Annotated in this window: 21 protein-coding genes and 1 tRNA gene; 8 read left to right on the plus strand and 14 right to left on the minus strand. The window is 73.9% G+C overall.

Annotated features, from left to right (window positions below; all coding sequences use genetic code 11):
• Positions 1 to 168: 168 nt before the first annotated feature.
• From V3T34_RS01230 to V3T34_RS01255, 6 genes are all read right to left on the minus strand, one after another.
• A complete protein-coding gene (locus V3T34_RS01230; RefSeq protein ID WP_060848270.1) occupies positions 169 to 1,686 on the minus strand; it encodes an ABC transporter ATP-binding protein in 1,518 nt (505 codons plus the stop codon).
• On the minus strand, positions 1,683 to 2,390 hold the full coding sequence (gene biuH, locus V3T34_RS01235; RefSeq protein ID WP_305077055.1) for a biuret amidohydrolase: 708 nt from the start codon (positions 2,388 to 2,390) through the stop codon (positions 1,683 to 1,685). Before biuH ends, V3T34_RS01230 begins: the two co-directional genes overlap by 4 nt.
• Positions 2,387 to 3,415, minus strand: a complete 1,029-nt coding sequence (locus tag V3T34_RS01240) for a formamidase (RefSeq protein WP_305077054.1) — start codon at positions 3,413 to 3,415, stop codon at positions 2,387 to 2,389. The genes biuH and V3T34_RS01240 overlap by 4 nt, the downstream gene beginning before the upstream one ends.
• Positions 3,416 to 3,548: 133 nt before the next feature.
• A complete protein-coding gene (locus V3T34_RS01245; protein WP_305077053.1) occupies positions 3,549 to 4,472 on the minus strand; it encodes an ABC transporter permease in 924 nt (307 codons plus the stop codon).
• The gene (locus V3T34_RS01250; protein ID WP_305077052.1) at positions 4,469 to 5,608 is read right to left on the minus strand and encodes an ABC transporter permease; all 1,140 of its coding nucleotides are present in this window, start codon (positions 5,606 to 5,608) and stop codon (positions 4,469 to 4,471) included. Before V3T34_RS01250 ends, V3T34_RS01245 begins: the two co-directional genes overlap by 4 nt.
• 23 nt (positions 5,609 to 5,631) lie before the next feature.
• On the minus strand, positions 5,632 to 6,732 hold the full coding sequence (locus V3T34_RS01255) for a BMP family ABC transporter substrate-binding protein (RefSeq protein ID WP_305077051.1): 1,101 nt from the start codon (positions 6,730 to 6,732) through the stop codon (positions 5,632 to 5,634).
• Between the two features lie 377 nt (positions 6,733 to 7,109).
• Here V3T34_RS01255 and V3T34_RS01260 point away from each other — a divergent pair, with 377 nt between their 5' ends.
• Together V3T34_RS01260 and V3T34_RS01265 are read left to right on the plus strand one after the other, a co-directional pair.
• A complete protein-coding gene (locus V3T34_RS01260) occupies positions 7,110 to 7,868 on the plus strand; it encodes a GntR family transcriptional regulator (RefSeq protein ID WP_305077050.1) in 759 nt (252 codons plus the stop codon).
• 58 nt (positions 7,869 to 7,926) lie between these two features.
• Positions 7,927 to 8,634, plus strand: coding sequence for a cysteine hydrolase family protein (locus V3T34_RS01265; protein WP_060848264.1), 708 nt, complete (start codon positions 7,927 to 7,929; stop codon positions 8,632 to 8,634).
• 155 nt (positions 8,635 to 8,789) lie between these two features.
• Here V3T34_RS01265 and V3T34_RS01270 read toward each other — a convergent pair whose 3' ends face one another.
• The 7 genes from V3T34_RS01270 to V3T34_RS01300 form a co-directional block, all read right to left on the minus strand.
• Positions 8,790 to 9,956: a VWA domain-containing protein gene (locus V3T34_RS01270; RefSeq protein ID WP_060848263.1), complete on the minus strand. Its 1,167-nt coding sequence runs from the start codon at positions 9,954 to 9,956 to the stop codon at positions 8,790 to 8,792.
• A complete protein-coding gene (locus V3T34_RS01275; RefSeq protein ID WP_305077049.1) occupies positions 9,953 to 12,265 on the minus strand; it encodes a DUF5682 family protein in 2,313 nt (770 codons plus the stop codon). Before V3T34_RS01275 ends, V3T34_RS01270 begins: the two co-directional genes overlap by 4 nt.
• 7 nt (positions 12,266 to 12,272) lie before the next feature.
• Positions 12,273 to 13,388, minus strand: a complete 1,116-nt coding sequence (locus V3T34_RS01280; RefSeq protein ID WP_305077048.1) for an ATP-binding protein — start codon at positions 13,386 to 13,388, stop codon at positions 12,273 to 12,275.
• A complete protein-coding gene (locus V3T34_RS01285) occupies positions 13,385 to 14,959 on the minus strand; it encodes a DUF5691 domain-containing protein (protein WP_305077047.1) in 1,575 nt (524 codons plus the stop codon). Before V3T34_RS01285 ends, V3T34_RS01280 begins: the two co-directional genes overlap by 4 nt.
• Positions 14,959 to 16,332, minus strand: a complete 1,374-nt coding sequence (locus V3T34_RS01290) for an SWIM zinc finger family protein (protein ID WP_305077046.1) — start codon at positions 16,330 to 16,332, stop codon at positions 14,959 to 14,961. Before V3T34_RS01290 ends, V3T34_RS01285 begins: the two co-directional genes overlap by 1 nt.
• A gap of 308 nt (positions 16,333 to 16,640) precedes the next feature.
• Positions 16,641 to 18,245, minus strand: coding sequence for a TROVE domain-containing protein (locus tag V3T34_RS01295; RefSeq protein WP_305077045.1), 1,605 nt, complete (start codon positions 18,243 to 18,245; stop codon positions 16,641 to 16,643).
• A gap of 534 nt (positions 18,246 to 18,779) precedes the next feature.
• Positions 18,780 to 18,855, minus strand: a tRNA-Gly gene (locus V3T34_RS01300).
• Between the two features lie 517 nt (positions 18,856 to 19,372).
• On the opposite strand from V3T34_RS01300, the gene V3T34_RS01305 reads away from it, so the two are divergent.
• The 6 genes from V3T34_RS01305 (at position 19,373) to V3T34_RS01330 (ending at position 23,801) form a co-directional block, all read left to right on the plus strand.
• Complete coding sequence (locus V3T34_RS01305) at positions 19,373 to 19,711, plus strand: helix-turn-helix domain-containing protein (protein WP_060848257.1); 339 nt, start codon at positions 19,373 to 19,375, stop codon at positions 19,709 to 19,711.
• 284 nt (positions 19,712 to 19,995) lie between these two features.
• Positions 19,996 to 20,814: a universal stress protein gene (locus V3T34_RS01310; RefSeq protein WP_305077044.1), complete on the plus strand. Its 819-nt coding sequence runs from the start codon at positions 19,996 to 19,998 to the stop codon at positions 20,812 to 20,814.
• Positions 20,814 to 21,149, plus strand: coding sequence for a c-type cytochrome (locus V3T34_RS01315; RefSeq protein WP_331369087.1), 336 nt, complete (start codon positions 20,814 to 20,816; stop codon positions 21,147 to 21,149). Before V3T34_RS01310 ends, V3T34_RS01315 begins: the two co-directional genes overlap by 1 nt.
• Positions 21,150 to 21,342: 193 nt before the next feature.
• The gene (locus tag V3T34_RS01320) at positions 21,343 to 21,768 is read left to right on the plus strand and encodes a cupin domain-containing protein (protein WP_060848254.1); all 426 of its coding nucleotides are present in this window, start codon (positions 21,343 to 21,345) and stop codon (positions 21,766 to 21,768) included.
• 99 nt (positions 21,769 to 21,867) lie between these two features.
• Positions 21,868 to 22,881, plus strand: a complete 1,014-nt coding sequence (locus tag V3T34_RS01325; protein WP_060848253.1) for an MraY family glycosyltransferase — start codon at positions 21,868 to 21,870, stop codon at positions 22,879 to 22,881.
• Complete coding sequence (locus V3T34_RS01330; protein ID WP_305077042.1) at positions 22,878 to 23,801, plus strand: NAD-dependent epimerase/dehydratase family protein; 924 nt, start codon at positions 22,878 to 22,880, stop codon at positions 23,799 to 23,801. The genes V3T34_RS01325 and V3T34_RS01330 overlap by 4 nt, the downstream gene beginning before the upstream one ends.
• 20 nt (positions 23,802 to 23,821) lie before the next feature.
• Here V3T34_RS01330 and V3T34_RS01335 read toward each other — a convergent pair whose 3' ends face one another.
• Entirely contained in the window at positions 23,822 to 24,490 is a 669-nt protein-coding gene (locus V3T34_RS01335) for a LabA-like NYN domain-containing protein (protein ID WP_060848251.1), read from the minus strand.
• Positions 24,491 to 24,623 lie beyond the last annotated feature (133 nt).

Genomic DNA, 24,623 nt, shown 5'->3' on the forward strand with positions numbered 1-24,623 from the left:
CTCCGGAGCGACGGGACCCTCGACCGGGAATGGTGTGCGAGCCGGGGCCCGGCCCGTCGATCGCGGCACCGGACGGCGCGGTTCGGCCCCGCGGTCGGCGTCGGATCCGGGCGCGCCGTCACGCCTCCGGGCGGCGGCACGGCGCGCGGACACCGTCCGGAGGCGGCCTCAATGGTGCCCGGCCATGTGGCGGCCGATCGCCCCGATCTCGGCCTCGGCCGCCGTGGTCTCGTAGACGAGGCGGCCCTCCGACATCACCAGGATGCGGTCGGAGAGCTCAAGGATCTCGTCGAGGTCCTCGCTGATCAGCAGCACCGCAGTGCCGCCGTTGCGCGCGGCCACGATGCGCGAACGGATGTCCGATACCGCCGCGAAATCGAGGCCGAAGCAGGGATTGACCACGATCAGGAGATCGACCGGGTCGGTCAGTTCGCGGGCGAGCACGGCGCGCTGGACGTTGCCGCCCGACAAGGTGGCGATCGGCGCCTCGGCCGAGGCGGTCTTGACCCCGAACCGGGCGATGAGGTCGCGTGCGCGTCGGCGCAGGCCGCCCGTGTCGAGCCAGAAGCCGGTGCGTCCGTCGGTCCGCCGGTCGAAGGCACGAAACCCGATATTCTCGGCCACCGACATTTGCGGGGCGCAGGCGTTGCGGAGGGGCTCCTCGGGGATGAAGCGGACCCGGCGGCTCCGGCTCTCGGCCCGGGTTCCGGCATAAGGAGCGCCCGCCACCGCGACGCGGCCGCCGGTGGCGCGGGCCTGGCCGCCGAGCACGTCGGCCAGCTCCTTCTGGCCGTTGCCGGAGACACCCGCGATCCCGACGATCTCCCGGGCCCGCACGCTCAAGGAGTCGATCGCGATGCGGCGAAGGCCCGACGGGTCGGTGGCGGTGACGCCGTCGAGCTGCAGCACGGTCCGCTCCGGATCGGGCGACCCGGAGCGGGCCGCGACCGTGCGGATCCGGCGCTCGCCCATCATCATCGCCGCCATGTCGTCGCGCGAGACCGCCCCGACCGCCCCGCCGCCGGCGAGCCGTCCCCGGCGCAGCACGCTGAAGGAGCGGGCGAAGGTCTCGACCTCGCGGAACTTGTGGCTGATCATCAGCACGGTCAGCGCCCCGGCATCGGTCATGCCGCGCAGCAAGCCCAGCACCTCCTCGGCTTCCGCCGGGGTGAGCACCGAGGTGGGCTCGTCGAGGATCAGGAACCGGGCCTTCAGCGAGAGCTGCTTGACGATCTCGAGCTTCTGCTTCTCGCCGGCCGAGAGCGTCGCGACCGGCCGGTCGAGGTCGAGGCGGAACGGCATCCCGGCCATGAAGGCCGCGAGCGCCGCCCGCTCCCGGCCCCAGTCGATGAGGCGCGGCACGTCGGCCCGGGCGATCACCAGGTTCTCGGCTCCGGTGAGCGAGGGCACCAGGGTGAAGTGCTGGTAGACCATGCCGAGCCCCTGGGCCTGGGCCGCCTTCGGGCCGGCGATCGCGACCTCGCGGTTGTCGACGAGCAGGCTGCCACTGGTCGGGGCGTAGAAGCCCATGATGCATTTCACGAGGGTCGACTTGCCGGCCCCGTTCTCGCCCAGGAGCGCGTGGAAGCCGCCGGCCTCGATCTTGATCGAGACGTCGTCGAGGGCCGCGAAGGCGCCGAAGCGCTTCGTCATGCCGATGGTCTCGATCGGGAGGGCGGCGCTCATGACCCGAGCGCCGCCAGGATCGCAGCCGACGTGGCGACCGCGCCGAACACCCCGCCCTGCATCGTGACCATCTTCAGCGCCGCCGCGTGGTTGCCGGGATCGGTCGCGGCGGTCGCATCCGAGACGATGACGCATTCGAAGCCCCGGTCGTTGGCCTCGCGCATCGTGGTGTGGACGCAGACGTCGGTGGTGATCCCGGTGAGGATCAGGTTGCGGATGCCGCGCCGGGTGAGGATCAGTTCGAGGTCGGTGGCGCAGAACGAGCCCTTGCCGGGCTTGTCGATGATCGGCTCGCCGGGGAGGGGCGCCAGTTCGGGGATGATCTCCCAGCCCGGCTCGCCCCGCACCAGCACCCGCCCGCAGGGGCCGGGATCGCCGATACCGGCGCCGATCCGGCGCGAGCGCCAGCGCTTGTTCGCCGGCAGGTCGGCGAGGTCGGGCCGGTGGCCCTCCCGGGTGTGGATGACGGGGTAACCCTTCGCCCGCGCCGCGGCGAGCAGCCGGCCGATCGGCCCGATCGGGGCGCGGGTGAGGCCCAGGTCGTACCCCATCGCGTCGACATAGCCGCCCTTGCCGCAGAAATCGGTCTGCATGTCGATGATGACGAGCGCCGTCGTCTGCGGTGAGAGGCTGCCGTCGAAGGGCCAGGGATAGGGCTCGGCGACGACGAAGGTGCCGGGGGCGGAACGGTCAGCGCCGCTCACTCCGCCGCCTCCTTCGCGCCCGGCACCGCACCGGGCCGGTACGTCCGCGTCGGCGCCGGGATCCCGCAGGAGGTGCCGTCGGTGATCCGCACCTCCGCTTCCCAGGGCAGCCGGTATCGGCCGGCGGCGAGGTCATGCATGTAGGTATAGGGACAGTCGCCGGCGCCACCCTTCACGGCGGCGTAGCCGCGATGGCCGAGCTGGTAGATGTTGTTCTCGACGCCCCAGTGCCGGCGCGCCTCGCGCACCAGGTCGGGCCGCACCTCGGCGGTGATGATCTCGTCGGGCCGGCCGGAGGTGCCGTGGGCGATGATCGTGCCGTCGAAATTGACGACCATGCCCTCGCCCATCGAATCGAAGGTGCCGTCCGAGCCGCACATGCAGACGTTGGCGGTCACCATCAGGTTGCAGAAGGCGTTGGACTGGTTGGTGAAGCGCCAGGCCTCGCGGATCGGCGCGGTATAGCCCGCCGTCCGGAGCATGATCTCGGCGCCCTTGTAGGCGCATTCGCGCGCCATCTCGGGAAACATGCCGTCGTGGCAGATGATGAGGGCGAGCTTGGCGCCCTTCGGCCCGTCGATCACCGGGATTCCGGTGTCGCCCGGCTCCCACGGCTCGACCGGCACCCAGGGGTGCATCTTGCGATAGTAGAGCCGCAGCTCGCCAGTGTCGTCGATGATGAGCCCGACATTGTACGGGTTGCCGGCGGGGTTGAACTCCATGATGGAGAAGCAGCCCCAGATCCGGTTGTCGATGCAGGCCTGCTTGAAGGCCGCGACCTCCGGGCCGTCGAGGCGGCACAGGATCTCGGGGCTGGTATCCATCGACAGGCCGTGCAGGGCGTATTCGGGGAAGACCACGAGGTCCATCCCGGCGAGGTTCGCCCGCGCCTTGCCCACCAGCGCGACGATGCGGGCGGTCTGGGCGGCGAGGTCGGCCGGCGTCGCGACGACCGGCAATTGCAGCTGCACGAGGCCGATGACGACGCCGTCCGGCGCCTTGTTCAATCCGCCGAGGCCGTTCATGCAAGACTCCCTTTCCTTTGCGCTCCTGCTTCGACACGGTGATGCAGCAGCGTTCGGCGCGTCAGGTCCGGCGCCCCTTCGGGCTTGCCCGGCATTCTCGACCGAAGCCGTCCGACCACGCCGCGAGTTGCGTTCAACGCGACAGGCCGAGCTCGCCCGGCGCGCCCGCCAGCGCCCGGTCGGGCGAGGAGGTGGCGACGAGGAGCGCGAGGGTGAGGACGTAGGGCGCGGCGTAGAACAGGTAGTAGCCCGAGGACACGCCGACCGATTGCAGGGCGGGGCCCAGTGCGCCCGCGCCGCCGAACAGGAGCGCGGCGCCGAAGCAGGCGAGCGGATTCCAGCGGGCGAAGATGACGAGGGCCACCGCCATCAGGCCCTGGCCCGACGAGATGCCCTCGTTCCACGAGCCCGGGTAGTACAGCGACAGGTAGGCCCCGCCGATGCCCGCGAGCACGCCCCCCGCCATGGTGGCGAGCACCCGCACCCGCGTGACGGAATAGCCCATGGCCCGGGCCGCCTCGGCGCTGTCGCCGACGACCCGGACCACCAGGCCGGCCCGGGTGTGGCGGAACGCCCACCACAGCACGACGCTCAAGGCGGCGCCGACGAGGAACAGCACGTTGACCCGCAAGGCCGCCTGGACCTGCCGCAGATCCGACCAGAACCCGAACGGGATCGCCGGCAGGGGCGGGGCCGAGGGCTGGATGAACGGCTTGCCGAGGAAGAAGGCGAGGCCGAGGCCGAACAGCATCAGGGCGATGCCGACCGCGACGTCGTTGACCCGCGGCAGCGAGCAGATCACCCCGTGCACGAGGCCGAAGCCGGCGCCGGCCAGGCCCGCCGCGGCGACGCCGGCCCAGGCCGAGCCGGTCAGGACGGCGGTGGCGTAGGCCGCCATCGCGCCGAAGACCAGGGTGCCCTCGAGGCCGAGGTTGATCCGCCCGGCCCGCTCGGTGATCGTCTCGCCGAGGCTGACGAACAGGAACGGGGTCGAGACCCGGATCGCGCCGCCGATTACCGCGAGCGGCACCGTCCAGAGGCCGAGATCCTGGCTCATGTCGCGGAGGCCTTCCTGGACGCCCACAGATGCGGGCTGAAGATCTTGAAGCGCCCGTAGGCGGTCTCGCCGATCAGCAGGCAGAGGAAGAGGAGGCCCTCCAGCACCAGGATCGTGGCGCCGGGCAGTTGCATCCGGCGCTGGATCAGCCCGCTCGACGCCTCCAGGCCGCCGAGCGCGAGCGCCACCGGCGGGATCGCGAGCGGGTTGTGGCGGGCGAGGAACGCGACGAGGATGCCCGTGAAGCCGTAGCCGGCGGCGAGCGTCGCGTTGGCGTTGCCCTGCACGGCGGCGACCTCGAAGAAGCCCGCCAGCGCCGCGCAGGCCCCCCCGAGCGCCGTGAAGCCGACGATCAGGCGGCGCACCGGCAGGCCCTGGATCTGCGCCGCCCGCACGTTGCCGCCGGCGATCCGGGCGGAGAAGCCGAGCGTCGTGCGCTCCACCAGCAGCCAGGCGGCGAGGCAGGCCAGCAACCCGGCGCCGAGGCCCCAATGCACGCCAATCCCCGGCATGGCCCCGAGCATGTTGGCCTCGCCGACCGGCAGGGTCGAGGGCTTGTTGAGGCTGGCGGGATCGCGCAGCGGCCCCTCGATCAGGTGGTTGGCGAGCGCGATCGCGATGGAGGACATCAGCAGGCTGGCGATCGTCGCGTCGACGCCGCGATAGGCCTTGAGCGCCCCGACCGCGCCGATCCAGGCGGCGCCCGCCAGCATCGCTGCGAGCGCCATCGCGGCGACGACGAGAGGCGCCGGCAGGCCCGAGAGGGGAGGGGCCACGACCGCCGCCGCGAGGCCGCCGAGCACGATCGCCCCCTCGCCGCCGATCACCACCAGCCCGAGCCGGGCCGGCAGCGCGACGCAGAGGCCGGCAAACAGCAGGGGGGCGGCGCGCTGCAGGCTGTTCTGCCACGCGAAGGCCGAGCCGAAGCCGCCGCGCCAGACGAGATCGACCAGGGCGGCCGGAGACTTGCCGAGGGTGAGGAGGAACAGGCCGAACAGGGCGAGCCCGACGAGCACCGCGCCGAGCGGGATCGCCACCGCCTCGGCGCGCCGGGCGAGCCAGGCCAGTGCCCGGATCGCAGGTGCGGCCCGCGTCGCGGCGGCCGTGACGACCGAAGGGGCGGTCTCGGCGACCATGGCGGGACCTCCGGCGCCGCGGCTCACACCGCCCCCTTCACCCCGGCGACGAGATAGTTCGTGCTCTCGAGCTCGATCGCCTTCTCGGGCAGGCCCTTGCCGGCGGCGAGCACCTCCTTGCCGGTATTGTCCTTGAGCGGTCCCTTGATGATATCGAAGCCGCCTTTCATCATCTCGGCCTTGACCGCGTCGGCGTTGCGCCGCGCCCCGTCGCTCACCGCCGGGCCGTAGGGGCTCATCTTGACGAAGCCGTCGGCGAGGCCGCCGCGCAAGAAATTCGGAGGGACGCGGCCGGCCTGCACGTCGGCGACGAAGCTCTTGTAGATCGGCAGCCAGTCCCACTCGGCGCCGGTGAGGTAGGTCTTGGGGGCGAGCGGCGACTGGTCGACGTGGTAGCCGCACACGAAGGCGCCCCGGCGGGCCGCGGTCTCGACCGTGACCTTCGGGCTGTCGACGTGGCAGGTGATCACGTCGGCGCCGCCGTCGATCAGCGCGTTGGTGGCCTCGGCCTCCTTGACGGCGAGCGACCATTCGCCGGTGAAGATCACCTGGCAGGTGATGCTCGGATCGACGCTCTGCGCGCCGAGCAGGAAGGCGTTGACGTTGTTGAGGACCTGCGGAATGGGCTTCGCCGCCACGAAGCCGATCTTCTTCGATTTCGAGGTGTGGCCGGCGACGATGCCGTTCAGGTACTGGCCCTGCGCGATGTAGCCGAAATAGGACCCGGCATTCTTCGGGTCCTTGTCGGTCCAGAGCCCGCCGCAATGCCGGAACTGCACCTTCGGGTTCTTCTTCGCCTCGGCGACCACGAAGGGGCTGAAGTAGCCGAACGAGGTCGGGAACAGCAGGGCCGCGCCGTCGAGGTTGATCATGCTCTCCATGGTCTTCTCGACGGCGTTGGTCTCGGGGACGCGCTCCTCCTCGATCACCTCGAGGCCGGGCAGGCCCTTGAGCGCCTTGGCGGCGACGGCATGGGCCTGGTTGTAGCCGTAATCGTCCTTGGGCCCGACATAGATGAACCCGACCGTCAGGGGGCCGGCGGCCCGCGCCCGCCCGGGCAGGCCGGCGAGGCCGAGGGCGGCCGCGCCGCCGAGAAGATGCCGCCGCGTGAGATCAGTCTTCATCACAGCTCTAGGCTCCGCCGGAGGGACATCCGTGCAACCCGAAGACTAGAACCGCGTGTCGTGACGGCGAAGCATGGAATTTCGGCATCGCTCCGTGACGGTCGCCCTCGGGCGGGCGGGGGATTCCGTCGGGATCGCCCAACTTTGCGACCGTGCATGCACAATCCCGCGCCAGGAACGAGTCCTCGGGGGCGACAGGCTCTTTCATCGATGGGAAGAATGGCGACCGGTCGGATGGCCGCCGGGACGTTCGCCATGTATGCATGGAGTCGCCAAGACTCGTTGCCCGGCCGGGTATCGACCCGCCCGGGTCCGTCCAGGGCCCGGCCCGTCAGGATACGGCAGGCCGTTCCCCGTCCCGGAGGGCACCCGCGCCCGTGACCGTCACGAAGACCCGCGCCGAAACCCTCTCCGAGCGAATCGCCGACGAGATCCTGGCGGGTGCGCTGCCGCCGGGGCTGCATCTCGACGAGCAGGTGCTCGCCCGGCGTTTCGGCGTCTCCCGAACGCCGGTGCGCGATGCGCTGCGCCTGCTCAGCGGGACCGGGCTGATCGACATCCGCCCGCGCCTCGGGGCAACCGTCCGGACGGTGACGACCGAGGAACTCGACACCCTGTTCGTCGCCATGGGAGAGATCGAGGCGAGCTGCGCGCGGCTCGCCACGCTCTCCATGACACGAGCGGAGCGCGCGGCCCTGCGGACGCAGCACGAGGCGATGGCCCGGCTCGCCGTGGCCGGCGACCGTGAGGCCTATGTCGAGGCGAACCTCGCGTTCCACGGCCTGCTCTATGCGGGCGCCCACAATCCGGCGATCGAGGACATCGCCCGCTCCCTGCGGCGGCGGCTGATGCCGTACCGGCGCGCGCAGTTCAACGCGCCGGGGCGGCTCGCGCGCTCGCACGCCGAGCACGACCTCGTGGTCCGCGCGGTGCTGGCCCGCGACGCCGCCGGCGCCAACGCGGCGATGCTCGTCCACATGAGCGTGGTCGAGGACGTGTTCGTCGACCTCGCCGGGGCCGTCCAGCGCGAGGGACCGGCGGAGGCACCCGCCGGGGTGGGCGGGACGCTCCGCCGGGAGCCCCGCCCGTCCGCTGCACGGCCTGCCCGAAACTCGCGCAGCGAGGCGCGCAGATGAGGCAGGCATCGTCGCCGGCATGCATACATGATGGCGGGACGACGCCCGAAGGACCGCCATGCCGCGCCCCGTCACCATTCCGGCCGAACCCGCCCCTCTGACGATCGACCTCGACGCGAGCGCGCTCGTCGTCATCGACATGCAGCGCGACTTCCTCGAACCCGGCGGCTTCGGCGAGAGCCTCGGCAACGACGTCTCGCTCCTCGCCGCGGCCGTGCCGGCCTGCCGGGCGCTGCTGGCCGCGGCCCGGGCCGCCGGCCTCCTCGTCGTCCATACCCGGGAGGGTCATGCCCCGGACCTCTCCGACGCGCCGCCCGCCAAGGTCGCCCGCGGCGCCCCGCGCGCCCGGATCGGCGAACCCGGCCCGATGGGCCGGATCCTGGTCCGGGGCGAGGCCGGGCATGCCATCGTCCCCGACCTCGCCCCGGCCTCCGGCGAGATCGTCATCGACAAGCCCGGCAAGGGGGCGTTCTACGCCACCGGGCTCGGGACGCTGCTGGAGGAGCGCGGCATCGCGAACCTGATCGTCTGCGGGGTCACCACCGAGGTCTGCGTCCACACCACCGTGCGCGAGGCCAACGACCGCGGCTACCGCTGCCTCGTCGTGTCGGATGCCTGCGCCTCCTACATCCCGGCCTTTCACGAGGCGGGCCTCGCGATGATCGTCGCCCAGGGCGGCATCTTCGGCTGGGTGGCCCCGAGCCCCGCCGTCGTACCCCTCGTCGCGGGAGGGGGCGGGATCGGCGGCGGATCCCGAACCGCTTGACCGTGCGACGGCGTGGTCGGGGGAGGGGGCTCGGACCCCGTTCCCTGGAGGCTGTCCAGGTTCCACGGATTGGAGGTGTGCCCGACGCGGACCCGAGGGACCCGAGATGGATGTGCAGCCGCCTGTGATGGGCGCGCATCCCCGGGACGGGGCCGTCACCCCGCCCCGCCGCTCCCCGCCGCCGGCACCGCCGCGATGCCGGCGCCCGCCGCCCAGGCGGCGAGGTCCTGCTTGCGGATCGCCGCCGCCATCATGTCGGGGAAGAGGTCGGGCGTGCAGGCGAAGGCCGGCATGCCGAGGCCGGCGAGGCGGGCGGCGAGCGCCCGGTCGTAGGCCGGTGCGCCCTCGTCGGAGAGCGCCAGCAGGGCCACCGCCTGGACGCCGGCCCCGACGAGAGCTTGCGCCTGGGCGAGCAGCCCAGCCTCGACCCCGCCCTCGTAGAGGTCGGAGATCAGCACCAGGATGGTGTCCTCGGGCCGGGTGATGCGGGAGGCGCAATAGCCCATCGCCCGGTTGATGTCGGTGCCGCCGCCGAGCTGGACCGAGAACAGCACCTCGACGGGATCGTCGAGTTCGTCGGTGAGGTCGACGACCTGGGTGTCGAACACGACGAGGCGGGTCGAGACCGCGGGCAGCGAGGCCATCACCGCGCCGAAGATGCTCGAATAGACCACCGAGTTCGCCATCGAGCCGGACTGGTCGATGCACAGGATCACGTCCTTGAGCGAGCCGCGGCTCCTGCGGCCGTGGCCCAGCCGCGTCTCCGGGATGATGGTGCGGTATTCGGCCTGGTAGTGGCGCAGGTTCGCCCGGATGGTGCGGTGCCAGTCGATCTCGGCGTGGCGCGGCCGGCGGTTGAGGCTGGCGCGGTCGATCGCCCCGGCGACCGCCTGGCGGACCGGCTCCTCGAGCCGCTTCATCAGCGCGTCGACCACCTTGCGCACCACGAGGCGGGCGGTCTCCTTGGTGCGCCCGCCCAGCAGGCCGCGCAGCGAGATCAGGGTCGAGACGAGGTTCACGTCGGGCTGGACCGCCTCCAGCATCTCGGGCTCGGTCAGCATCCGCTTGAGGTCGAGCCGCTCGAAGGCGTCGCGCTGCATCACCTGCACGACCGAGGCGGGGAAATAGTCGCGGATGTCGCCGAGCCAGCGCGGGACGGACGGGGCGGAGGCGCCCAAGCCTCCCTTGCGGTCGGAATCGTAGAGGGCGCCGAGCGCCCGGTCGAGGTGCAGGTCGCGCTCCGCGAGGGTGCAGCCGGTGCCCTCCGCCGCGCCCCCGCCGAGGACGAGGCGCCAGCGGCGCAGGCGGTCGGTCTCGCTCATGCTGCGTCTCCTGCTGCGTTTCCGGTGGCGGTCGCGGGGGCAAGGAGCAGGCGCAGGATCGGCAGCACGGCCGCGGCGCGGGCCGCGTCGAAGCCCTCGGGGCCCTCCGCGCTTCCGGCACCGGGGCCGCCGCCGCGCGCCAGGGTCTCGCCGATCGCCCTCCGCTCGGCCGGGGCCAGCGTCGCGAAGGTGCGGCGCACGAGCGGCAGCAACTCGGTGAACAGCGTTTCGTCGAGGCCCGACAGCCAGTCGTCGACGACGCCGAGCAGGCCCTGCCCGTGGATCAGGACGGTGCCGCTCTCCTCCAAGAACCCCTCGATCCAGGCGGCGGCCGGCCCGGCCCCGGAGGCCCGCGACAAGGCCAGGCGCAGGCGCGTGCCGGCCTCCTCGGCGTCGATGGCGCGGTCGTCGAACAACAGCCGCACGGCCCGGCCGACGACCCGGCCGTGGACGTGGTCCTGGTCGGCGAGCGCCCGAAGCGCCTCCCGCCAGGTCGCCTTGAGGCTCAGGTCCTCCAGGAGCGCCACCGCACCCGAGACGGCGACGAGGTGGGCCTTGGCGCTGCGGGCCGCGTCGTCGTCGAGGCTCTGGCAGGCGGCGACGAGGCCCGCGGCGGCCCGGGGCACCAGCCCCCGCACGACGGCGAGCACCGGCTCGGTGTCGGAGGAGCGCACCGAGCCGTAGCGGGCGAGCTCGGCCAAAGCCGGCAACGCCTCCATGAGGTCGAACACGTCGGCCGAGACCGCGGCGCGGTCGTCCAGCGCCCGGGTGACCTGCGCGGTCGCCTCGGGCAGGTCGGCGTCGAGCAGGGTGCCGATGAGGCCCGACAGGTCGGCGACGCGTTGCGCGCCCCGGGCCCGAGTCTTCACTCTCGAAGCAGCGGCCTCGGCGACCGTGCCGCCCTCGGCCGAGGCCGCCACCAGCTCCACCACCCAGTCCGGCTGCCAGGCGAGGAACCACGCCTCCTTGAAGGTGCCGCGCCCGCGCGCCTCGCGCCGCGTGCCCCAGGGCACGCCGATCAGCGCCAGCCGGTTGAGGAAGTGGCTGCGGGAAAGATCCGTCTCCTTGCGCAGATCGAGGACGAGGTCGCCGGCGGACGCGCCGGGCTTCAGCCGCAGGCGCTTGCACTGCGCCTCGAAGTCGGCCTCCACCGGCGTGCCGGGGCTGTCGGGCGGGGTGGCGCCCAGCCGTTCGCCGATGACGAGCTTGCGCCGGATCAGCCCCATCGGCCCCGGATCGGCGAAGCAGAGGGTGGCCTGGGTCGCCTCGTCGAGGTCATCGAGGGAGGGCCGCGAGCGCCCGCGGAAGGCGGCCAGCGCCTCGGCGAGGCGCGCCGCCTCGATCACCGAGGCCGGGGAGGCGTCGAGATCTTCCTCGCGCAGGAGCGCGGCGGCCCGGGCGAGCCAGCGGGCGGCGACCCGGCCCTCGTGGTGCCAGAGCGTGTCGTACCATTCGGGCGAGAGCACCCCGGCGCGGTAGCCGGAGGCGGTCGCCAGCCGCTCGTAGGACCAGGGCGCCCAGGCGGCGGCGACCCTGGTCTTGGGCAGCCCCTTGAGGATGGCGGTGTCGGCGGTCGCCTGGCCCCTGGCGTCGTGGCGGGCCAGCGCCGGGACGTGCCAGGCGCCGCAGATCACGGCGATGCGCGAAAACTCCTCCTTGGCGGCCTTGCGGATCGCCGTCCGCATGTGGGCCTCGCGGGCCTCCTCGCGAAGGCCGTCCTCCGGATCGGGGTCCGCGCCATCGCGCAGGGCCGCCATCGCCTCACTAATCGCCGCGAACACGTCGCCGTCGGCGCCGGCCCGGCTCTCCACCAGGGCGTCCCACCAGCGCTCGCCGTCCGGGTAGCCGGCGGCGGCGGCGAGCTCGCCGAGGGGATCGCGGCGGATCGCGGCCGGGGCGGGCAAGGCCCCCGCGGGCTCCTCGGCCGCGTCAGCGACCGGCTCGGCCTCGATCGGCGCGGTCGCGTCCTCCGGCGGCGTACCGAACCCGTCGGCCAGCTGGTGGGCGTGCGGCAGGTCGATGAAGCGGATCGTGGCGCCTGCCGCCAGCCCGTGGCGCATCGCCACCCATTCGGGCGAGAACGCCGCGAAGGGGAAGAACGCGCAGTCGCGCGGCCGGTCGGGCCGGTAGACGAGGAGCGCCACCGGCGGCGCCATCGCCTCGTGGGCGGCGAGCGGGATCAGCGCGTCGGCATCCGGCGGGCCCTCGATCAGCAGGCAGTCGGGGGCGAAGTCGGCGAGCGCCGCCCGGAGCGAGCGGGCCGAGCCGGGGCCGTGGTGGCGGATGCCGAAGAGGCGGATGTCGGGCATCGTCGCCTCACGCGCCCGCGCGGGCGGCCTTGTAGAAGTCCTTCCAGCCGTCGCGCTCCTTGACCACGGTCTCGAGGTATTCGCGCCAGACGATCGCGTCCTGGACCGGGTCCTTCACCACCGCGCCCGCGATGCCCGACACGAGGTCGCTCGCCGAGAGGCGGCCGTCGCCGAAATGCGCCGCGAGCGCGAGCCCGCTGCCGACGACGCTGATGGCCTCCGCCGTCGAGAGGGTGCCGGAGGGCTGCTTGACCTTGCTCTTGCCGTCCACCGTCACGCCCTCGCGCAACTCGCGGAAGATCGTGACGACGCGGCGGATCTGCTCGGCGCCCGGCGGCTCGGCCGGGATCTCGAAGGCGCGCCCGAGCGAGGCGACGCGGCTCTCGACGATGGCGATCTCGGCCTCGATCGTCGCCGGGGGCGGCAGCACCATGGTGTTGAAGCGGCGCTTGAGCGCGCTCGACAATTCGTTGACGCCGCGGTCCCGGTTGTTGGCGGTGGCGATGAGGTTGAAGCCCTTCTGCGCCGGCACCTCCTCGTTCAGTTCGGGGATCGGCAGGGTCTTCTCGGAGAGGATGGTGATGAAGCTGTCCTGCGTCTCCGAGGGGATGCGGGTCAGCTCCTCGACCCGGGCGATGCGGCCCTCGTCCATCGCCCGCATGATCGGCGAGCCGACCACCGCCTCGCGGCTCGGCCCCTTGGCCAGCAGCAGCGCGTAGTTCCAGCCGTAGCGGATCGCCTCCTCGCTAGTGCCGGCGGTGCCCTGCACGATCAGCCGCGAGGTGCCGCAGATCGCGGCCGCCAGGTGCTCGCTGACCCAGCTCTTGGCGGTGCCGGGCACGCCGAGCAGCAGCAGCGCCCGGTCGGTGGCGAGTGTGGCGACCGCGACCTCCATCAGGCGCCGGTCGCCGATGTATTTCGGGGTGATCGCGAGGCCGGAATCCAGCCTGCCGCCCATCAGGTAGGTGACAACGGCTTGCGGCGACATCCGCCAGTTCGGCGGACGCGGCCGGTCGTCGGCCCGGCACAGGGCGGCAATCTCCTCGGCGAAGGCGTCCTCGGCGGCCTGGCGCAGCTGCGCGGCCTTGCGCCCCGTCGCATGGGATCCGGTGCTCGACGTCATCCTCGGGCGGTCTCCTCGGTCGGGGTTTCGAATTCGCGCCGCATCGCGACGCGCAGGTCCAGGGTCTCGGAGAGGGCGGTCACCTGCGCGCGCAGGCGGTCGCCCTCCTGCTCCGGCAGCCGGGCGGCGAGGGCCGCCGCGCTCGCCGCGACATCGTCGCTCGGCCAGAGCCGCTCGCCGAGGCGGCCGATCACCCAGGGCTTGGCGAGGTCGCGCCTCAGGTCGTCGGAGCCGCGGGTGACGAAGGCGAGCCAGTCCACCAGCGCGGCGCTGAAGCCCTCCGAGAAGGCCTCGGGCCCGCTGCCCAGCATCGCCAGCACCACCTCGATCTTGCGGGCGCGGATCAGCTCCGTCACCGCGGCCTCCCACTCCGCGTCGGGCAGGAGGTCGACGGCCCGCACCCAGCGGCCGATCAGCTCGTTGGTGCGGCGGACGCCCGCGACCTTGCCCTCGCAGGCCTCGGCCAGGAGATCGATGGCGGCCCGGGTCCAGTCCTGGTCGCGCTCGCGCGCGATGGTCTCGAACAGCCCGGTCAGGATCGGCTCGGACCACTCGCCCCGCAGCGCGAGTTCGAGCCACAGCCGCGGCGGGTGGTCCGCGAAGGCGCGCAGCGGCGTGCGGGCCAGGATGTCGCGCAGGAGCCCGGCCCGGATCCCGCCGCCGCGCTGCTCCCACTGGTTCGGCGTCACCCCGTCGCGGGCGAGCGTCGGCGAGTCCTCCGGCAGGGTCACGACGAGGTCGTGCGTCGCGCTGCGCAGAAGGCGCGTCTTGGTCTCGATCACGACCGCGGTCGCTGCCCGCATGGCCATGCGCGAGGCGTAGAGCGAGCCGGGGAGATGCGGCAGCAGGCGCTGCGCCGCCTCGCGCACGCCGCCGGCCCGGTCGTCGAGGCACGCTTCGAGGAAGGGCTCGTCGGCCGGCGACAGGCCGGTGGCCAGCGCACCGACCAGCGCCTCGCGCGCATCCGCCTTCTCCTTGCGGAAGACCGGCTCCAGGGCGGCGCGCGCGCCGTCCGGGTCGCGGGCCCGGAAGGCCGCGAAGGCGGCGCGGCGCTCCGCGAGGCTGCCCGCGGTCCAGTCGTCCGGCGCCTCGTCCGATTCATCCTCGGGCGCCTCGCCGCAGGCGCCGGCGAGCCAGGCGAGCTCGGGGCCGACGACGGCCTGCGCGGTCTCCGGCAGGGAGCGCGCCTGGAGCATCAGGGCTTGGTGCAGCCAGGCCGGCGGGCGCATCCGTGCCGCGGCCGCGAGGTCGAACCACTCGCCCAGGCGCTCGCGAGCGGCGTGGCCGCCGCCGAGGAGGCCGTAGAGCCGCATCGCCGCGGCCGGCGGGCAGTCGCGCCCGGCCGGTTCCCGCGGCGCCAGCGGCGCCATCGCGTCGGGCGCGAGGTCGAGGCCTGCGAGGTGGTGCAGGCCCCCTGCCGCGAGCCACGCCAGCAGGGCGGCGCCGGGATCGGGTTCGGTGATCAGGTCCGCCAGGGGGCCGGGCGGGGCGGGCGGCGCCCGCTCGGCACCGAGGAGGGCGGCGGCGAGGATCGGCTCCCAGCCGTCGGCGGCGGTCACGGTCGCGTCCATCACGCCACCTGCAGCAGCACTGGCTGCGACGCCTGGGCCGGCATCGCGTAGAGGCGGCCCTGCGCCACGAGGGCGAGGGGCGCGACGCCGTGGCCGTCATGAAGGCCGAACAGGTCGAAGGGGTGCCCGCCCGCCACCGCGATCAGGCTCGGCAGGCGCGCATCGGCCCGGAGCGGCAGGCAGCCGGTGTCGTCGCCGACCGCGAAGGCCGGGGCGCCGCCGGCCGGGCCCAGCAGCCGGCCGAGCCGCACGCCGGAGAGCCGTACCGGCCAGCTCTCGGTCCAGGGTGCCTGCGCCAGCACGGCCGTAAAACCGTCCCGTGCCGCCGCGACGGTGCCGCCTCCGGGCAGGCTCGCGGCGGCGGCCGGGCCGGCGCGGCCGTCCCGGAAGAGGGCGCGCAGGGGCGGTGCGCCGGGATGGAAGGCGAGCGCGCCGGAAAAGTCCTGGCCCGCGGCGGGGGCCGGCGGCAGGGGCGAGCCGGCGGTGCCGTAATCGAGCACCTGCGCGACCGCGCCGCTGCGGCGGCCGACGAGCCAGACCGCGCGGGCGGTGAACTTGTCCTCCTCCTCGACCGTGTGGGCGAGGACCGCCCATTCGTCGGCGTGGTCCGGCCGCGCCGCCATCTCCTCGGCGGCGACGGGATAGCCGAGCGCGGCGCGGGCACCCGCCGCCTGCTCGGGCGAGAGCGCGTCGAGGCGGCGCGCGGCCCGCGCCAGGAGGGCGATGCGTCCGAGCGCCAGGCCCAGGGCCGCCTCCGGCCGGGCGGCGCCGGCCCGCGGGCCCGCCGCGATCAGGCCCGGCAGGGCCCGCACCCGGCGGGCGAGGCCGGGGGCCTGACCGTCGACGAGACGGCCGGCCATGCGGTCCCAGAAGCCGTAGGGCTCGGTGCGGGCGGCGGCGAGCCCGCGGCGCATCAGGTCGCGCAGCCAGAGATCGAGCTCGTCGAGGGCGGCCGCGACCTTGTCCTCGCGGGCCTGGCGGCGCCTGGCCTGCGCCTTCTCGTCGACGGGCCTGGCCGGCTCGGCGGCCCGGGTCTCGGCCGCGGCGGCGCGGCTCTCGCGGCCCTTGGCCCAGGCGGCGACCCAGTCCGGCGCCTCGGCCTCGGCGAGGGAGGCGGCGGCGTCGACCAGCATCAGGCCGAGCGCGTGCTTGCAGGGAAACTTCCGGCTCGGGCAGGTGCATTTCGAGGCCGGCCCGGCGAGGTCCGCGACGGTGCGGTAGGGGCTGGCGCCGCTGCCCTTGATCTCCCCCCAGATCACCGATCCGGCCCGGCCGAGGCCGCTCCATTTCGGCGGCTTGGCCTGGTCCTGGCCGGCCTTGCGGCTCGCGGCGTCGGGCGCGAGGTCGAGGATCTGTGCAGTCGTCAGGCTCATGCGGCGGGTCGTCTCTCCGTCGATGCACCGTGTCGGGCGTGCCGCGCAGTCTGCACGAAACGATGTCGCGGGCAAGCCTGGCCGCAGGACGCAAGGTCGCCGTCGATAAACTTTAAATCAATTCCAGGAATGGTCTTCGGGAAAGTCCGGCACGACGATTGCCGGCTAATGTGCGCGGCTTTCGGGCGGGCGATCGTCTTGTGTGCGTCTCATCACGACGGTCCGGGTTGCGGATTCCATCCGCCAGGACCTTCGAGCGAAGAGAGCGGCCTTCGTGCGAGGGGGCGGCCCGCCGGGCCGCCCCCTCCTCATCCGCGGAGGAAATCCGCGATCACCGCCGGCGCCGCGGCGTCGAACCCGACCACGTCGAGCATGCCGGGATCGGCCGGGTCGGCGATGCTGAAGCCGTTGGAGACGAGCCCGACGACCACCAGCTTCGCCCGGATTCCGGTCTTCTCCCGGTACTCCCGCAGCGCCTGGACCGGATGGACCGGGCCGGCCCAGGTCTCCGAGTCCGTGTAGACCACGAACGCGTCGGCCTCGATCCCCCGCTCCAGCGCCCAGCGCATCGGCAGCGAGCAGTCGGTGGCGCCGAACGGCAGGTCCGCCGTCGCCGCCACCGCCTGGTCGAGCCGCTGCGACGGCCCGATCGCCAGGGGCGTCAGGGCCGCGCCCCGGTTCCAGGGCCGCCCCTCCTCGGCCGTGAAGCCGAGGATCTGCCAGCGCTCCTCGCTCGCCGCGGTGACGAGCGCCATCGCGGCCGCCGCCTCGCGGGCGGTGAGGCCTGAGCCCGCCACGGTGCTGCCCGCCATCGAGCCCGAGACGTCGAGGGCGAGCACCAGGCGCCGGCCCGTCGGCTCCACCGCGCCGAACGCGGTGTAGAACGCGGCGTTCAGCGCCTCGACGATCGCCGCGACCGGCTCCCAGGCGAGCTTCCCGCGCTGACCGTGCCCGGAGGCGTAGGTCTTCAGCGCCAGGAGCAGCGCCATCGGATGCAGCCGCGCCTTGAGCAGCCGCTCCCGGTCGGCCAGCACCGTCCGGACACGCTCGGTGCCCTCCGAGAAGGGCGCGAGCGCGCCGGCCGCCGTCAGCCGCCCGAGCTGGCGCACCAGGGCGCCGACCGGCATCCGCTCGATCAGGGCCTCGTTGACCGCGCGACTCTTCATCAGACCGGTCGGCAGCGCCTCCCAGGGCAGGCCGTGCGAGCGGATCAGCGCCGCCGCCACCGCCCCGTCGATCCCGTCCGCCTGCACCTGCGCGAAGGCGTGGACGATCGTTGGAACCTCCTCGGCCAGGCGGCCGCGGCAGATCCAGTCGAACAGGGCCCGGCGTGCCGGCTCCTCCGTCTCGGGATGGGCGAGGCGAAGGAGGTCGCGATGCGTCCAGCCCTGGCGCACGCGATACTTGATCGCCTGGAAGGCCAGGGCCTCCACCGGCGCGGCCGCGTACCAGGCGCCCACCGCCCGCCGCAGACCCCGGCCCCAGCCGCGCATCGCCTCGACGGCCTCGGCGAACTGGAACAGGTGCGTGCCGGTGCGGCAGACCCGCGGCAGCGCCTGGAGCGCGGCGCGCCGGGTCGCCAGGTCCGGGGCCGCCGCCGCGAGGGCCAGCGCGAAGATCGCCGGATCCTGCTTCGGCGCCCGGCCGCCCTCGCTCACCGCGACGATCGCCGCGACGGCGCGCAGGCCGTCCTCGGCGAGGCAGCGCTGCACCGCCGCCGCGTTCTCGACGGTCAGCGCGCGGGGGCTCGCGTAGTACGAGCCGCCCTCGGAGCCGAGCACCAGGAAGCGCGCGAGCCGGGTCCAGTCGTCGACCGCGAAGGCGTGGCCGCCGGCGCCGTTGCGCACGGTGCCGGGGATCGGCTCGCTCTGCGGGGTACGCCGGAGCGAGGCCAGCGTGGCGTAGGTGATCATGGCGGGTCCTCCTCGTCTCTCCTCTCTCCATCGCGGTCCGTCATCGGACCGGTGGCTCGTGACGGCGCACGGGCGCGGTCGGGGAAGGGCGTGACGTCCCGTCCCCGGTGTGCCTCGCGGCCGAAAAGACTTTCGCGTCGTCGCGGACGGCCGTCGGCCGTGCGGGCGTGGGTTCGGGACCGGCCGTGCTCCCGGCTTTCGCCGACGCGGGCAGCTCGTGCGTCACCCGAGCCTCAGGCCCGACGGCCCGCGGGATTCGAACCCGGACCTTTCGGTCGACCGGACAACCCGTCCCGGCCGGCCCGCACGGCCGTGCCTTCACCGCTCGCGGTCGCGGCGAAGGCTCTTGTCCGATGCTCTGCTCGAGCTGCGGGTCCGGCGACCCGGCGGGGATTGAAGCCCGACGAGCTTCGCACCCGCACCCCTCGGACCCCCTCGATAATCTTCGCCTGTCGGCCCGCGGCGATCACCCGGGCCGCGCGGTCGTGGCATGAGGGACGGCGTTGGGCGCTCTACCGACTGAGCTACGGGCCTCGCGGCCCGGCGGGGTTCGAACCCGCGACCTCCTCCGTGGCAAGGATAACCGTCCCTCTCCGGCCCGCGCGGCCGCGAGAATCCTCGTCCCGTCCTGATGGCGGGGTCCTGCGGTCATGATGTCGGAGACGGGGTGTGCTGAGCTACTGGGACCTGACGGCCCCGGCGGAAATCGAATCCGCGACCTCCGCGGGACAAGCCTGCGGCGCTCTACCCGATAACCGTCCCCTGCCGGCCCGCAGGGCCGTCAGATGGTGGGGTCGAGTCGTGGTGGGAAATCGGCCGGCTTCGCGAGGCCGGCGGGCGCCGTCAGCCCCTGAGGCCGGCGCGCTCCCGTTGCGGCCATAATGGCCGCACCAGCCCGGGACGGGCGGACGCGGCGACGCTGAGACCGTCGTGCTGTGTCATGCCTGGCTCCGTCCGAACGGGGCTGCGGGGTGGCGCGGGCGTGTCGTGCGATGGCTCGGTGTGATCTTGGACGAGATAACCGAGCATCTCCGGCCCGCACCGGCGATGGGGAGGGGATACGGCCCGGCAGACACGGCGTCAATCCGAAACTTGAAAAATCTTTCAGTTTCGCCCATCTCGCGCTCATGATCGTCGCCGCACAGATCCGCGCCGGGCGCGGGCTCCTCAAATGGACCCAAGGGGTTCTGGCGAGCCGCGCCGCCGTCTCTGTCGTGACCCTCAACATGATCGAGAGCGAGCAGGTCCAGCCCCGCAACCGAACGCTCGAGGCGATCCGCCGGGTGCTGGAAGGGGAGGGCATCCGCTTCATCGGCGATGCCGAGGACGGATACGGGGTCGTCCTGCGGCCGGCGCCCGCGACGGCCGGTCCCCGGAGCGATCAGGGCGCGCCGGCGGTCGCCCCGGGACGCCCGGACGACATCCCGGACGGCCCCCCGGCACGCCGGCGCCCGCGCCGTCCCTGACGGAACCCTGGTTCTTCCGCCGCCCCGACCCCGGAGGGCTCTTCCGGCCCGGCGCCATGACCGGCTCGGCGCCATGACGGCCGCGCTCCGGTCCTGCCCCGCGGGCGGGCCGAAGGCCGAGCCCCCGTCGCCGCGCGGCGCCCGTCCGAGCGTGCTGGTCGCGTTGCGCTGGATCAAGGCCCAGGCCCGGGGCGGGCGCGAGACTGGTCCCAGGCCCGGGGTAGCCCGGGCGGTCCTTCGAGGCCCGGGCTACCCCGGGCGGGTCCTCGGATCGGGAGATCGTCATGACGTTCGCCACCCTCATGGTCTCGGTCGATCTCGGCGCCGCGGCGGCGGATCGCATCCAGCTCGCGGCCGGCCTCGCCGCCCGGTTCGGGGCGCGCCTGACGGGCGTCGCGGCCTGCCCGGTGCCGATCCCGATGCCGGCCAGCGAGGCGCTGCTCCTGGCCGACGACCTCTACGAGAGCGAGGAGGAGCGCGCCCGCGAGCGGCTGGACGGCGCGAAGGCGCTGTTCGAGCGCGAGGCCGGCGCGGTCGCCGCGCGGTCCTGGCACGCGGGCCTCGGCTCGCCCTCGGCCTTCCTCGCCGAGCGGGCGCGGGGCGCCGACCTCGTCCTGGTCGGCCGGCAGGGGCCGGCGGACGGCGATCCGGGCCCGCTCGGGGTCTCGGCCGGGACCGTGCTGATGGAGGCCGGTCGCCCGGTCCTCGTGGTACCGCCGGGGCTCGAGCGGCTCGATGCCCGGCGGGTCGTGGTCGCCTGGAAGGACACCCGCGAGGCGCGGCGCGCGGTCCGCGACGCCCTGCCGTTCCTGGCCGGCGCCGAGCGGGTCCAGGTCGTCGCCGTCGGGGCGGAGACCCGGCGCGACGGCGCGGAGGGCACCGCCGCCTATCTCGCCGCGCACGGCGTCGCGGCGACCGCCCAGCTGCTGCCGGGCCAGCAGCTGGGCGCCGCCGACCCGCTGCTCCGCTTCGCCGCCCGCGAGGAGGCCGACCTGATCGTGATGGGCGCCTACGGCCATTCGCGCCTGCGTGAATGGGCCTTCGGCGGCGCCACGCGCGACATCCTGCGCACCACCCCGATCTGCTGTCTGGCGAGCCATTGATGGGCGCGCGCCGGCCCCTCGCGACGATCATCGCCCCGGCACTGGCCGCTCTCCTGGCCGCGGGGCCCGCGGCGGGCTGGGACCGGCGCGAGGCCCAGGGCGCGGCGCTCGCCCGGACGCATTGCGCCCGCTGCCACGCCGTCGGGCGCACCGGCCCGAGCCCGCTGCGGGCGGCCCCGCCCTTCCGCGACCTCCACGCCCGCTATCCCGTGGAGGAGCTGGCCGAGGCCCTCGCCGAAGGCATCCGCACCGGCCATCCGGGCATGCCCGAGTTCCGGTTCGACCCCGACCAAGCCGAGGACCTGATCCGCTACCTCAAGTCCCTCGAGCGCTGACGCGGCAGGATGCCCGGCGGCCCCGTGCGGCCCCCCGGTCCCCGATCGGCCTTGCCGGTCCCCTCCAAGTCGAGCCCAAATCCCGACGGCCCGGATGTCGGGTCGATCGCTGCGCCTTGACTGTCGCGGAGGGACGGGCAAGCTGAAAGAACCGCGCCGGCCTGCCAAGAGCGCGGCCCGAGGGAGTGAGACCATGCTGACGCGCCGCGGCTTTGCCGGGCTGGCTTCCTGCGCCATCTGCAGCCTGACCGGGTTCCTCGCCACCGACGCGGAGGCGCAGACCGCGCCGCCCGCCGCCACGCCGGGGGTGAAGCGCAAGATCCTCGGCCGGACCGAGGGCCCGGCCCCGGGCTACGTCACCATCACCGCCGAGGTCGAGATCGAGCCCGGCGTCCTGGTCGGCCGCCACACCCATCCGGGCATCGAGTCGGGCTACGTCGTCGAGGGCGAGATCGAGTTGCCGATCGAGGGCCAGCCGACCCGCATGCTCAAGGCCGGCGACGGGTTCCAGGTGGCGCCGGGCGTACCTCATGGCGGCGCGAAGAGCGGGGAGCGCCCTGTGCGCCTCGTCAGCACCTACATCGTCGAGGCGGGCAAGCCCCTGGCCTCGCCGGCCTAAGGGCCGGCCTGAGGCCTCCGCCCTGGTTGCGTCCGTGCCGGTGGGGTAGGGGTGGGACGGCCGTTCGCGGCCCGTCCTCGTCGAGTCACGCCCCGCCGCATGCCGCTCTCCCCCCTGGTCGCCGTCCTTGTCGCCATCCCGCTCGCCGCCGTCCTGTCGGCCGGCCTGATCGTCGTCCTGCGTCCGCTCCTCCTGCGCTACGCCCTGGCGCGGCCGAACGCCCGCTCGAGCCACCGGGTCCCGACCCCGCAGGGCGGCGGCATCGCGGTCGTCGCGGCGGCGCTCGCAGTGCTGCTCGGGCTGTCCGGCGCGGTGGGCCCCGAGATCGCGGCGCTCGCCGCCGGCACGCTGGCGCTCGCGGCGATCGGCGCGGTCGACGACATCCGGCCGCTCTCGGCGGGGTTGCGCCTGCCGCTCCAGGCCGCCGCCGTCGTGCTGGTGCTCTCGGCCTCCGGCGGCGCGCCCCTCGTCCCGGCCCTGCCGTCCTGGCTCGAATACGCGATCGCGGTGCTCGCCGGGCTGTGGTTCGTGAACCTCGTCAACTTCATGGACGGGCTTGACTGGATGACGGTGGTCGAGATGGTGCCGCTCCTCGGCGCCCTCACGGCCTTCGGCCTCGCCGGCCACCTGCCGGCCGAGGCGACCGTGGCGGCGGCCGCCCTGCTGGGCGGGCTCCTGGGCTTCGCGCCGTTCAACCGGCCGGTGGCGAGACTCTTCCTCGGCGATGTCGGCTCGCTGCCGATCGGCCTCCTCGTCGCCTGGCTGCTCTACCGGCTCGCCGGGGAGGGGGGGCTCGCCGCCGCGATCCTCCTGCCGCTCTACTACCTGGCGGACGCGACCCTGACCCTCGGGCGCCGGGCGCTCGCCGGCGAGCCGGTCTGGCAGGCCCATCGCAGCCACTTCTACCAGCGTGCCACCACGAACGGCCGCTCGGTGCCGTTCGTCGTCGGCGCGGTGTTCGGCCTCAACCTCGCACTGGCGCTGCTCGCCGGCCTTACCCTGGCGGCGCCGGGCTGGACGGTGTCCCTGGTCGGCCTCGCCCTCGGCGGCGGTCTCGTCGCCGCCCTGCTCCGGCTCTTCGCCCTGCCCGCCACCCGGACGAACCCCGCATGACCGCTCCCCTCGTCGCCCTGACCGGCTCGACCGGCTTCATCGGCCGCCACCTCCTGGCGGCGCTCACCGCCCGGGGCTACCGGGTGCGGGTGCTGCTGCGCCGCCCCGGGGACCTGCCGCCGGGGATCAGCGGCGCGGTGGTGGGCGATCTCGCCCGGCCGCAGAACATGGCGGCGGCGCTCTCCGGTGCCGACGCGGTGGTGCACTCGGCCGGCCTCGCCCACGCGATGTCGGGGGCGCCGGAGGACGATTACCGAACCTTCAACACCGAGGCGACGCGGGGCCTCGCCCAGGCCGCCGCCCGCGCCCGGGTGCGCCGCTTCGTGTTCCTGTCCTCGATCCGGGCCCAGTCCGGGCCCTCGGCGGACCGCGTCCTCACCGAGGCCGACGCGCCGGCCCCGACCGATCCCTACGGCCGCTCGAAGCTCGCCGCCGAGGAGGCGCTCGCCGGCATCGATATCGATTACGCCGCCCTGCGCCCGGTGCTGGTCTACGGTCCGGGCCAGAAGGGTAACATGGCGGCGCTGCTGCGACTCGCCCGCGCGCCCTACCCGCTCCCCCTCGGGGGACTGTCCGGGCGGCGCTCCCTGGTCTCGGTCGAGTCGCTGGCCGATGCCGTCGATGCGGTCCTGCGGGCGCCCGATCCCCTGCGCCGGCCGCTGATCGTCGCCGAATCCGAGCCGGTGAGCGTGCCGGAGATGATCAAGGCCCTGCGGGCCGGCCTCGGCCGCCGGCCAGGCCTCGTGCCGGTGCCGGAAGGCCTGCTGGGCGCCGCCCTGGCCCTGACCGGGCGGAGCGAGCTGCGCGAGCGGCTGGCCGGCTCCCTGGCGGCGCGGGCGGCGGGCCTCGCGGCGCTCGGCTGGGCCGCGCCGGTCGAGACCCGGCACGGCCTGGAGAGGCTGGCCCGGGCCGGCGGCTGAGGGCCGGCCCGAAAGGGGCATCAATCCTCTGCGTCGTCCTCGTCGCTCTGGCGGATGCCGTAGCGGTTCTCGAGGTTGACGCTCGGGCGGGGAGCCGGGTCCCGGGGTGCGTAGTCCCGCGGGCCGTCCGTGCCGACGGCGCGCGGCGGCCGGGCCGGGCGCTCGCCCTGCTCGCGGCCGATGCGGGGGATCAGCTGCACGATGTCGACGAAGTCGTCGGCCTGGCGGCGCAGCTCGTCGGCGACCATCGGCGGCTGGGTCTGGACCGTCGAGACCACGGTCACCCGCACGCCGCGGCGCTGCATCGCCGCCACCAGCGGCCGGAAGTCGCCGTCGCCGGAGAACAGCACCATGTGGTCGATGTGGGGGCTGAGTTCCATGGCATCGATCGTCAGCTCGATGTCCATGTTGCCCTTGATCTTGCGCCGGCCGGTGGAGTCGGTGAACTCCTTCACGGGCTTCGTGACGACGCGGTAGCCGTTGTAGTCGAGCCAGTCGATCAGCGGGCGGATCGAGGAGTATTCCTGGTCCTCGACCAGAGCGGTGTAGTAGAACGCGCGCACCAGGTTCTCGCGCGCCTTGAAGTCGGCCAGCAGCTTGCGGTAATCGATGTCGAAGCCGAGGGCCTTGGTGGTCGCATAGATGTTGGCGCCGTCGATGAACAGGGCGCTCCGGGACGGATTGGGCATCGGGTGTCCTTGAAAAGTGCGGTACGGCCGCACGAAAAGAATGACTTGCGAGTAAAGCCGCTACGAGCAATGCACTGCCCCCGGAGTATTGAGGGCAGGGAAAAACCGCGTGGGTGCCGCACACCGGGCAGCG

Source organism: Methylobacterium ajmalii, assembly GCF_036448855.1.
GTDB lineage: Bacteria > Pseudomonadota > Alphaproteobacteria > Rhizobiales > Beijerinckiaceae > Methylobacterium > Methylobacterium ajmalii.

What these genes read in the sequence shown, in the direction of transcription:
- V3T34_RS01230 (WP_060848270.1), bottom strand. Translation starts at nt 1,686, where the DNA reads ATGAGCGCCGCCCTCCCGATCGAGACCATCGGCATGACGAAGCGCTTC.
- V3T34_RS01240 (WP_305077054.1), bottom strand. Translation starts at nt 3,415, where the DNA reads ATGAACGGCCTCGGCGGATTGAACAAGGCGCCGGACGGCGTCGTCATC.
- V3T34_RS01245 (WP_305077053.1), bottom strand. Translation starts at nt 4,472, where the DNA reads ATGAGCCAGGATCTCGGCCTCTGGACGGTGCCGCTCGCGGTAATCGGC.
- V3T34_RS01250 (WP_305077052.1), bottom strand. Translation starts at nt 5,608, where the DNA reads ATGGTCGCCGAGACCGCCCCTTCGGTCGTCACGGCCGCCGCGACGCGG.
- V3T34_RS01255 (WP_305077051.1), bottom strand. Translation starts at nt 6,732, where the DNA reads ATGAAGACTGATCTCACGCGGCGGCATCTTCTCGGCGGCGCGGCCGCC.
- V3T34_RS01265 (WP_060848264.1), top strand. Translation starts at nt 7,927, where the DNA reads ATGCCGCGCCCCGTCACCATTCCGGCCGAACCCGCCCCTCTGACGATC.
- V3T34_RS01270 (WP_060848263.1), bottom strand. Translation starts at nt 9,956, where the DNA reads ATGAGCGAGACCGACCGCCTGCGCCGCTGGCGCCTCGTCCTCGGCGGG.
- V3T34_RS01275 (WP_305077049.1), bottom strand. Translation starts at nt 12,265, where the DNA reads ATGCCCGACATCCGCCTCTTCGGCATCCGCCACCACGGCCCCGGCTCG.
- V3T34_RS01280 (WP_305077048.1), bottom strand. Translation starts at nt 13,388, where the DNA reads ATGACGTCGAGCACCGGATCCCATGCGACGGGGCGCAAGGCCGCGCAG.
- V3T34_RS01285 (WP_305077047.1), bottom strand. Translation starts at nt 14,959, where the DNA reads ATGGACGCGACCGTGACCGCCGCCGACGGCTGGGAGCCGATCCTCGCC.
- V3T34_RS01290 (WP_305077046.1), bottom strand. Translation starts at nt 16,332, where the DNA reads ATGAGCCTGACGACTGCACAGATCCTCGACCTCGCGCCCGACGCCGCG.
- V3T34_RS01295 (WP_305077045.1), bottom strand. Translation starts at nt 18,245, where the DNA reads ATGATCACCTACGCCACGCTGGCCTCGCTCCGGCGTACCCCGCAGAGC.
- V3T34_RS01305 (WP_060848257.1), top strand. Translation starts at nt 19,373, where the DNA reads ATGATCGTCGCCGCACAGATCCGCGCCGGGCGCGGGCTCCTCAAATGG.
- V3T34_RS01310 (WP_305077044.1), top strand. Translation starts at nt 19,996, where the DNA reads ATGACGTTCGCCACCCTCATGGTCTCGGTCGATCTCGGCGCCGCGGCG.
- V3T34_RS01315 (WP_331369087.1), top strand. Translation starts at nt 20,814, where the DNA reads ATGGGCGCGCGCCGGCCCCTCGCGACGATCATCGCCCCGGCACTGGCC.
- V3T34_RS01320 (WP_060848254.1), top strand. Translation starts at nt 21,343, where the DNA reads ATGCTGACGCGCCGCGGCTTTGCCGGGCTGGCTTCCTGCGCCATCTGC.
- V3T34_RS01325 (WP_060848253.1), top strand. Translation starts at nt 21,868, where the DNA reads ATGCCGCTCTCCCCCCTGGTCGCCGTCCTTGTCGCCATCCCGCTCGCC.
- V3T34_RS01330 (WP_305077042.1), top strand. Translation starts at nt 22,878, where the DNA reads ATGACCGCTCCCCTCGTCGCCCTGACCGGCTCGACCGGCTTCATCGGC.
- V3T34_RS01335 (WP_060848251.1), bottom strand. Translation starts at nt 24,490, where the DNA reads ATGCCCAATCCGTCCCGGAGCGCCCTGTTCATCGACGGCGCCAACATC.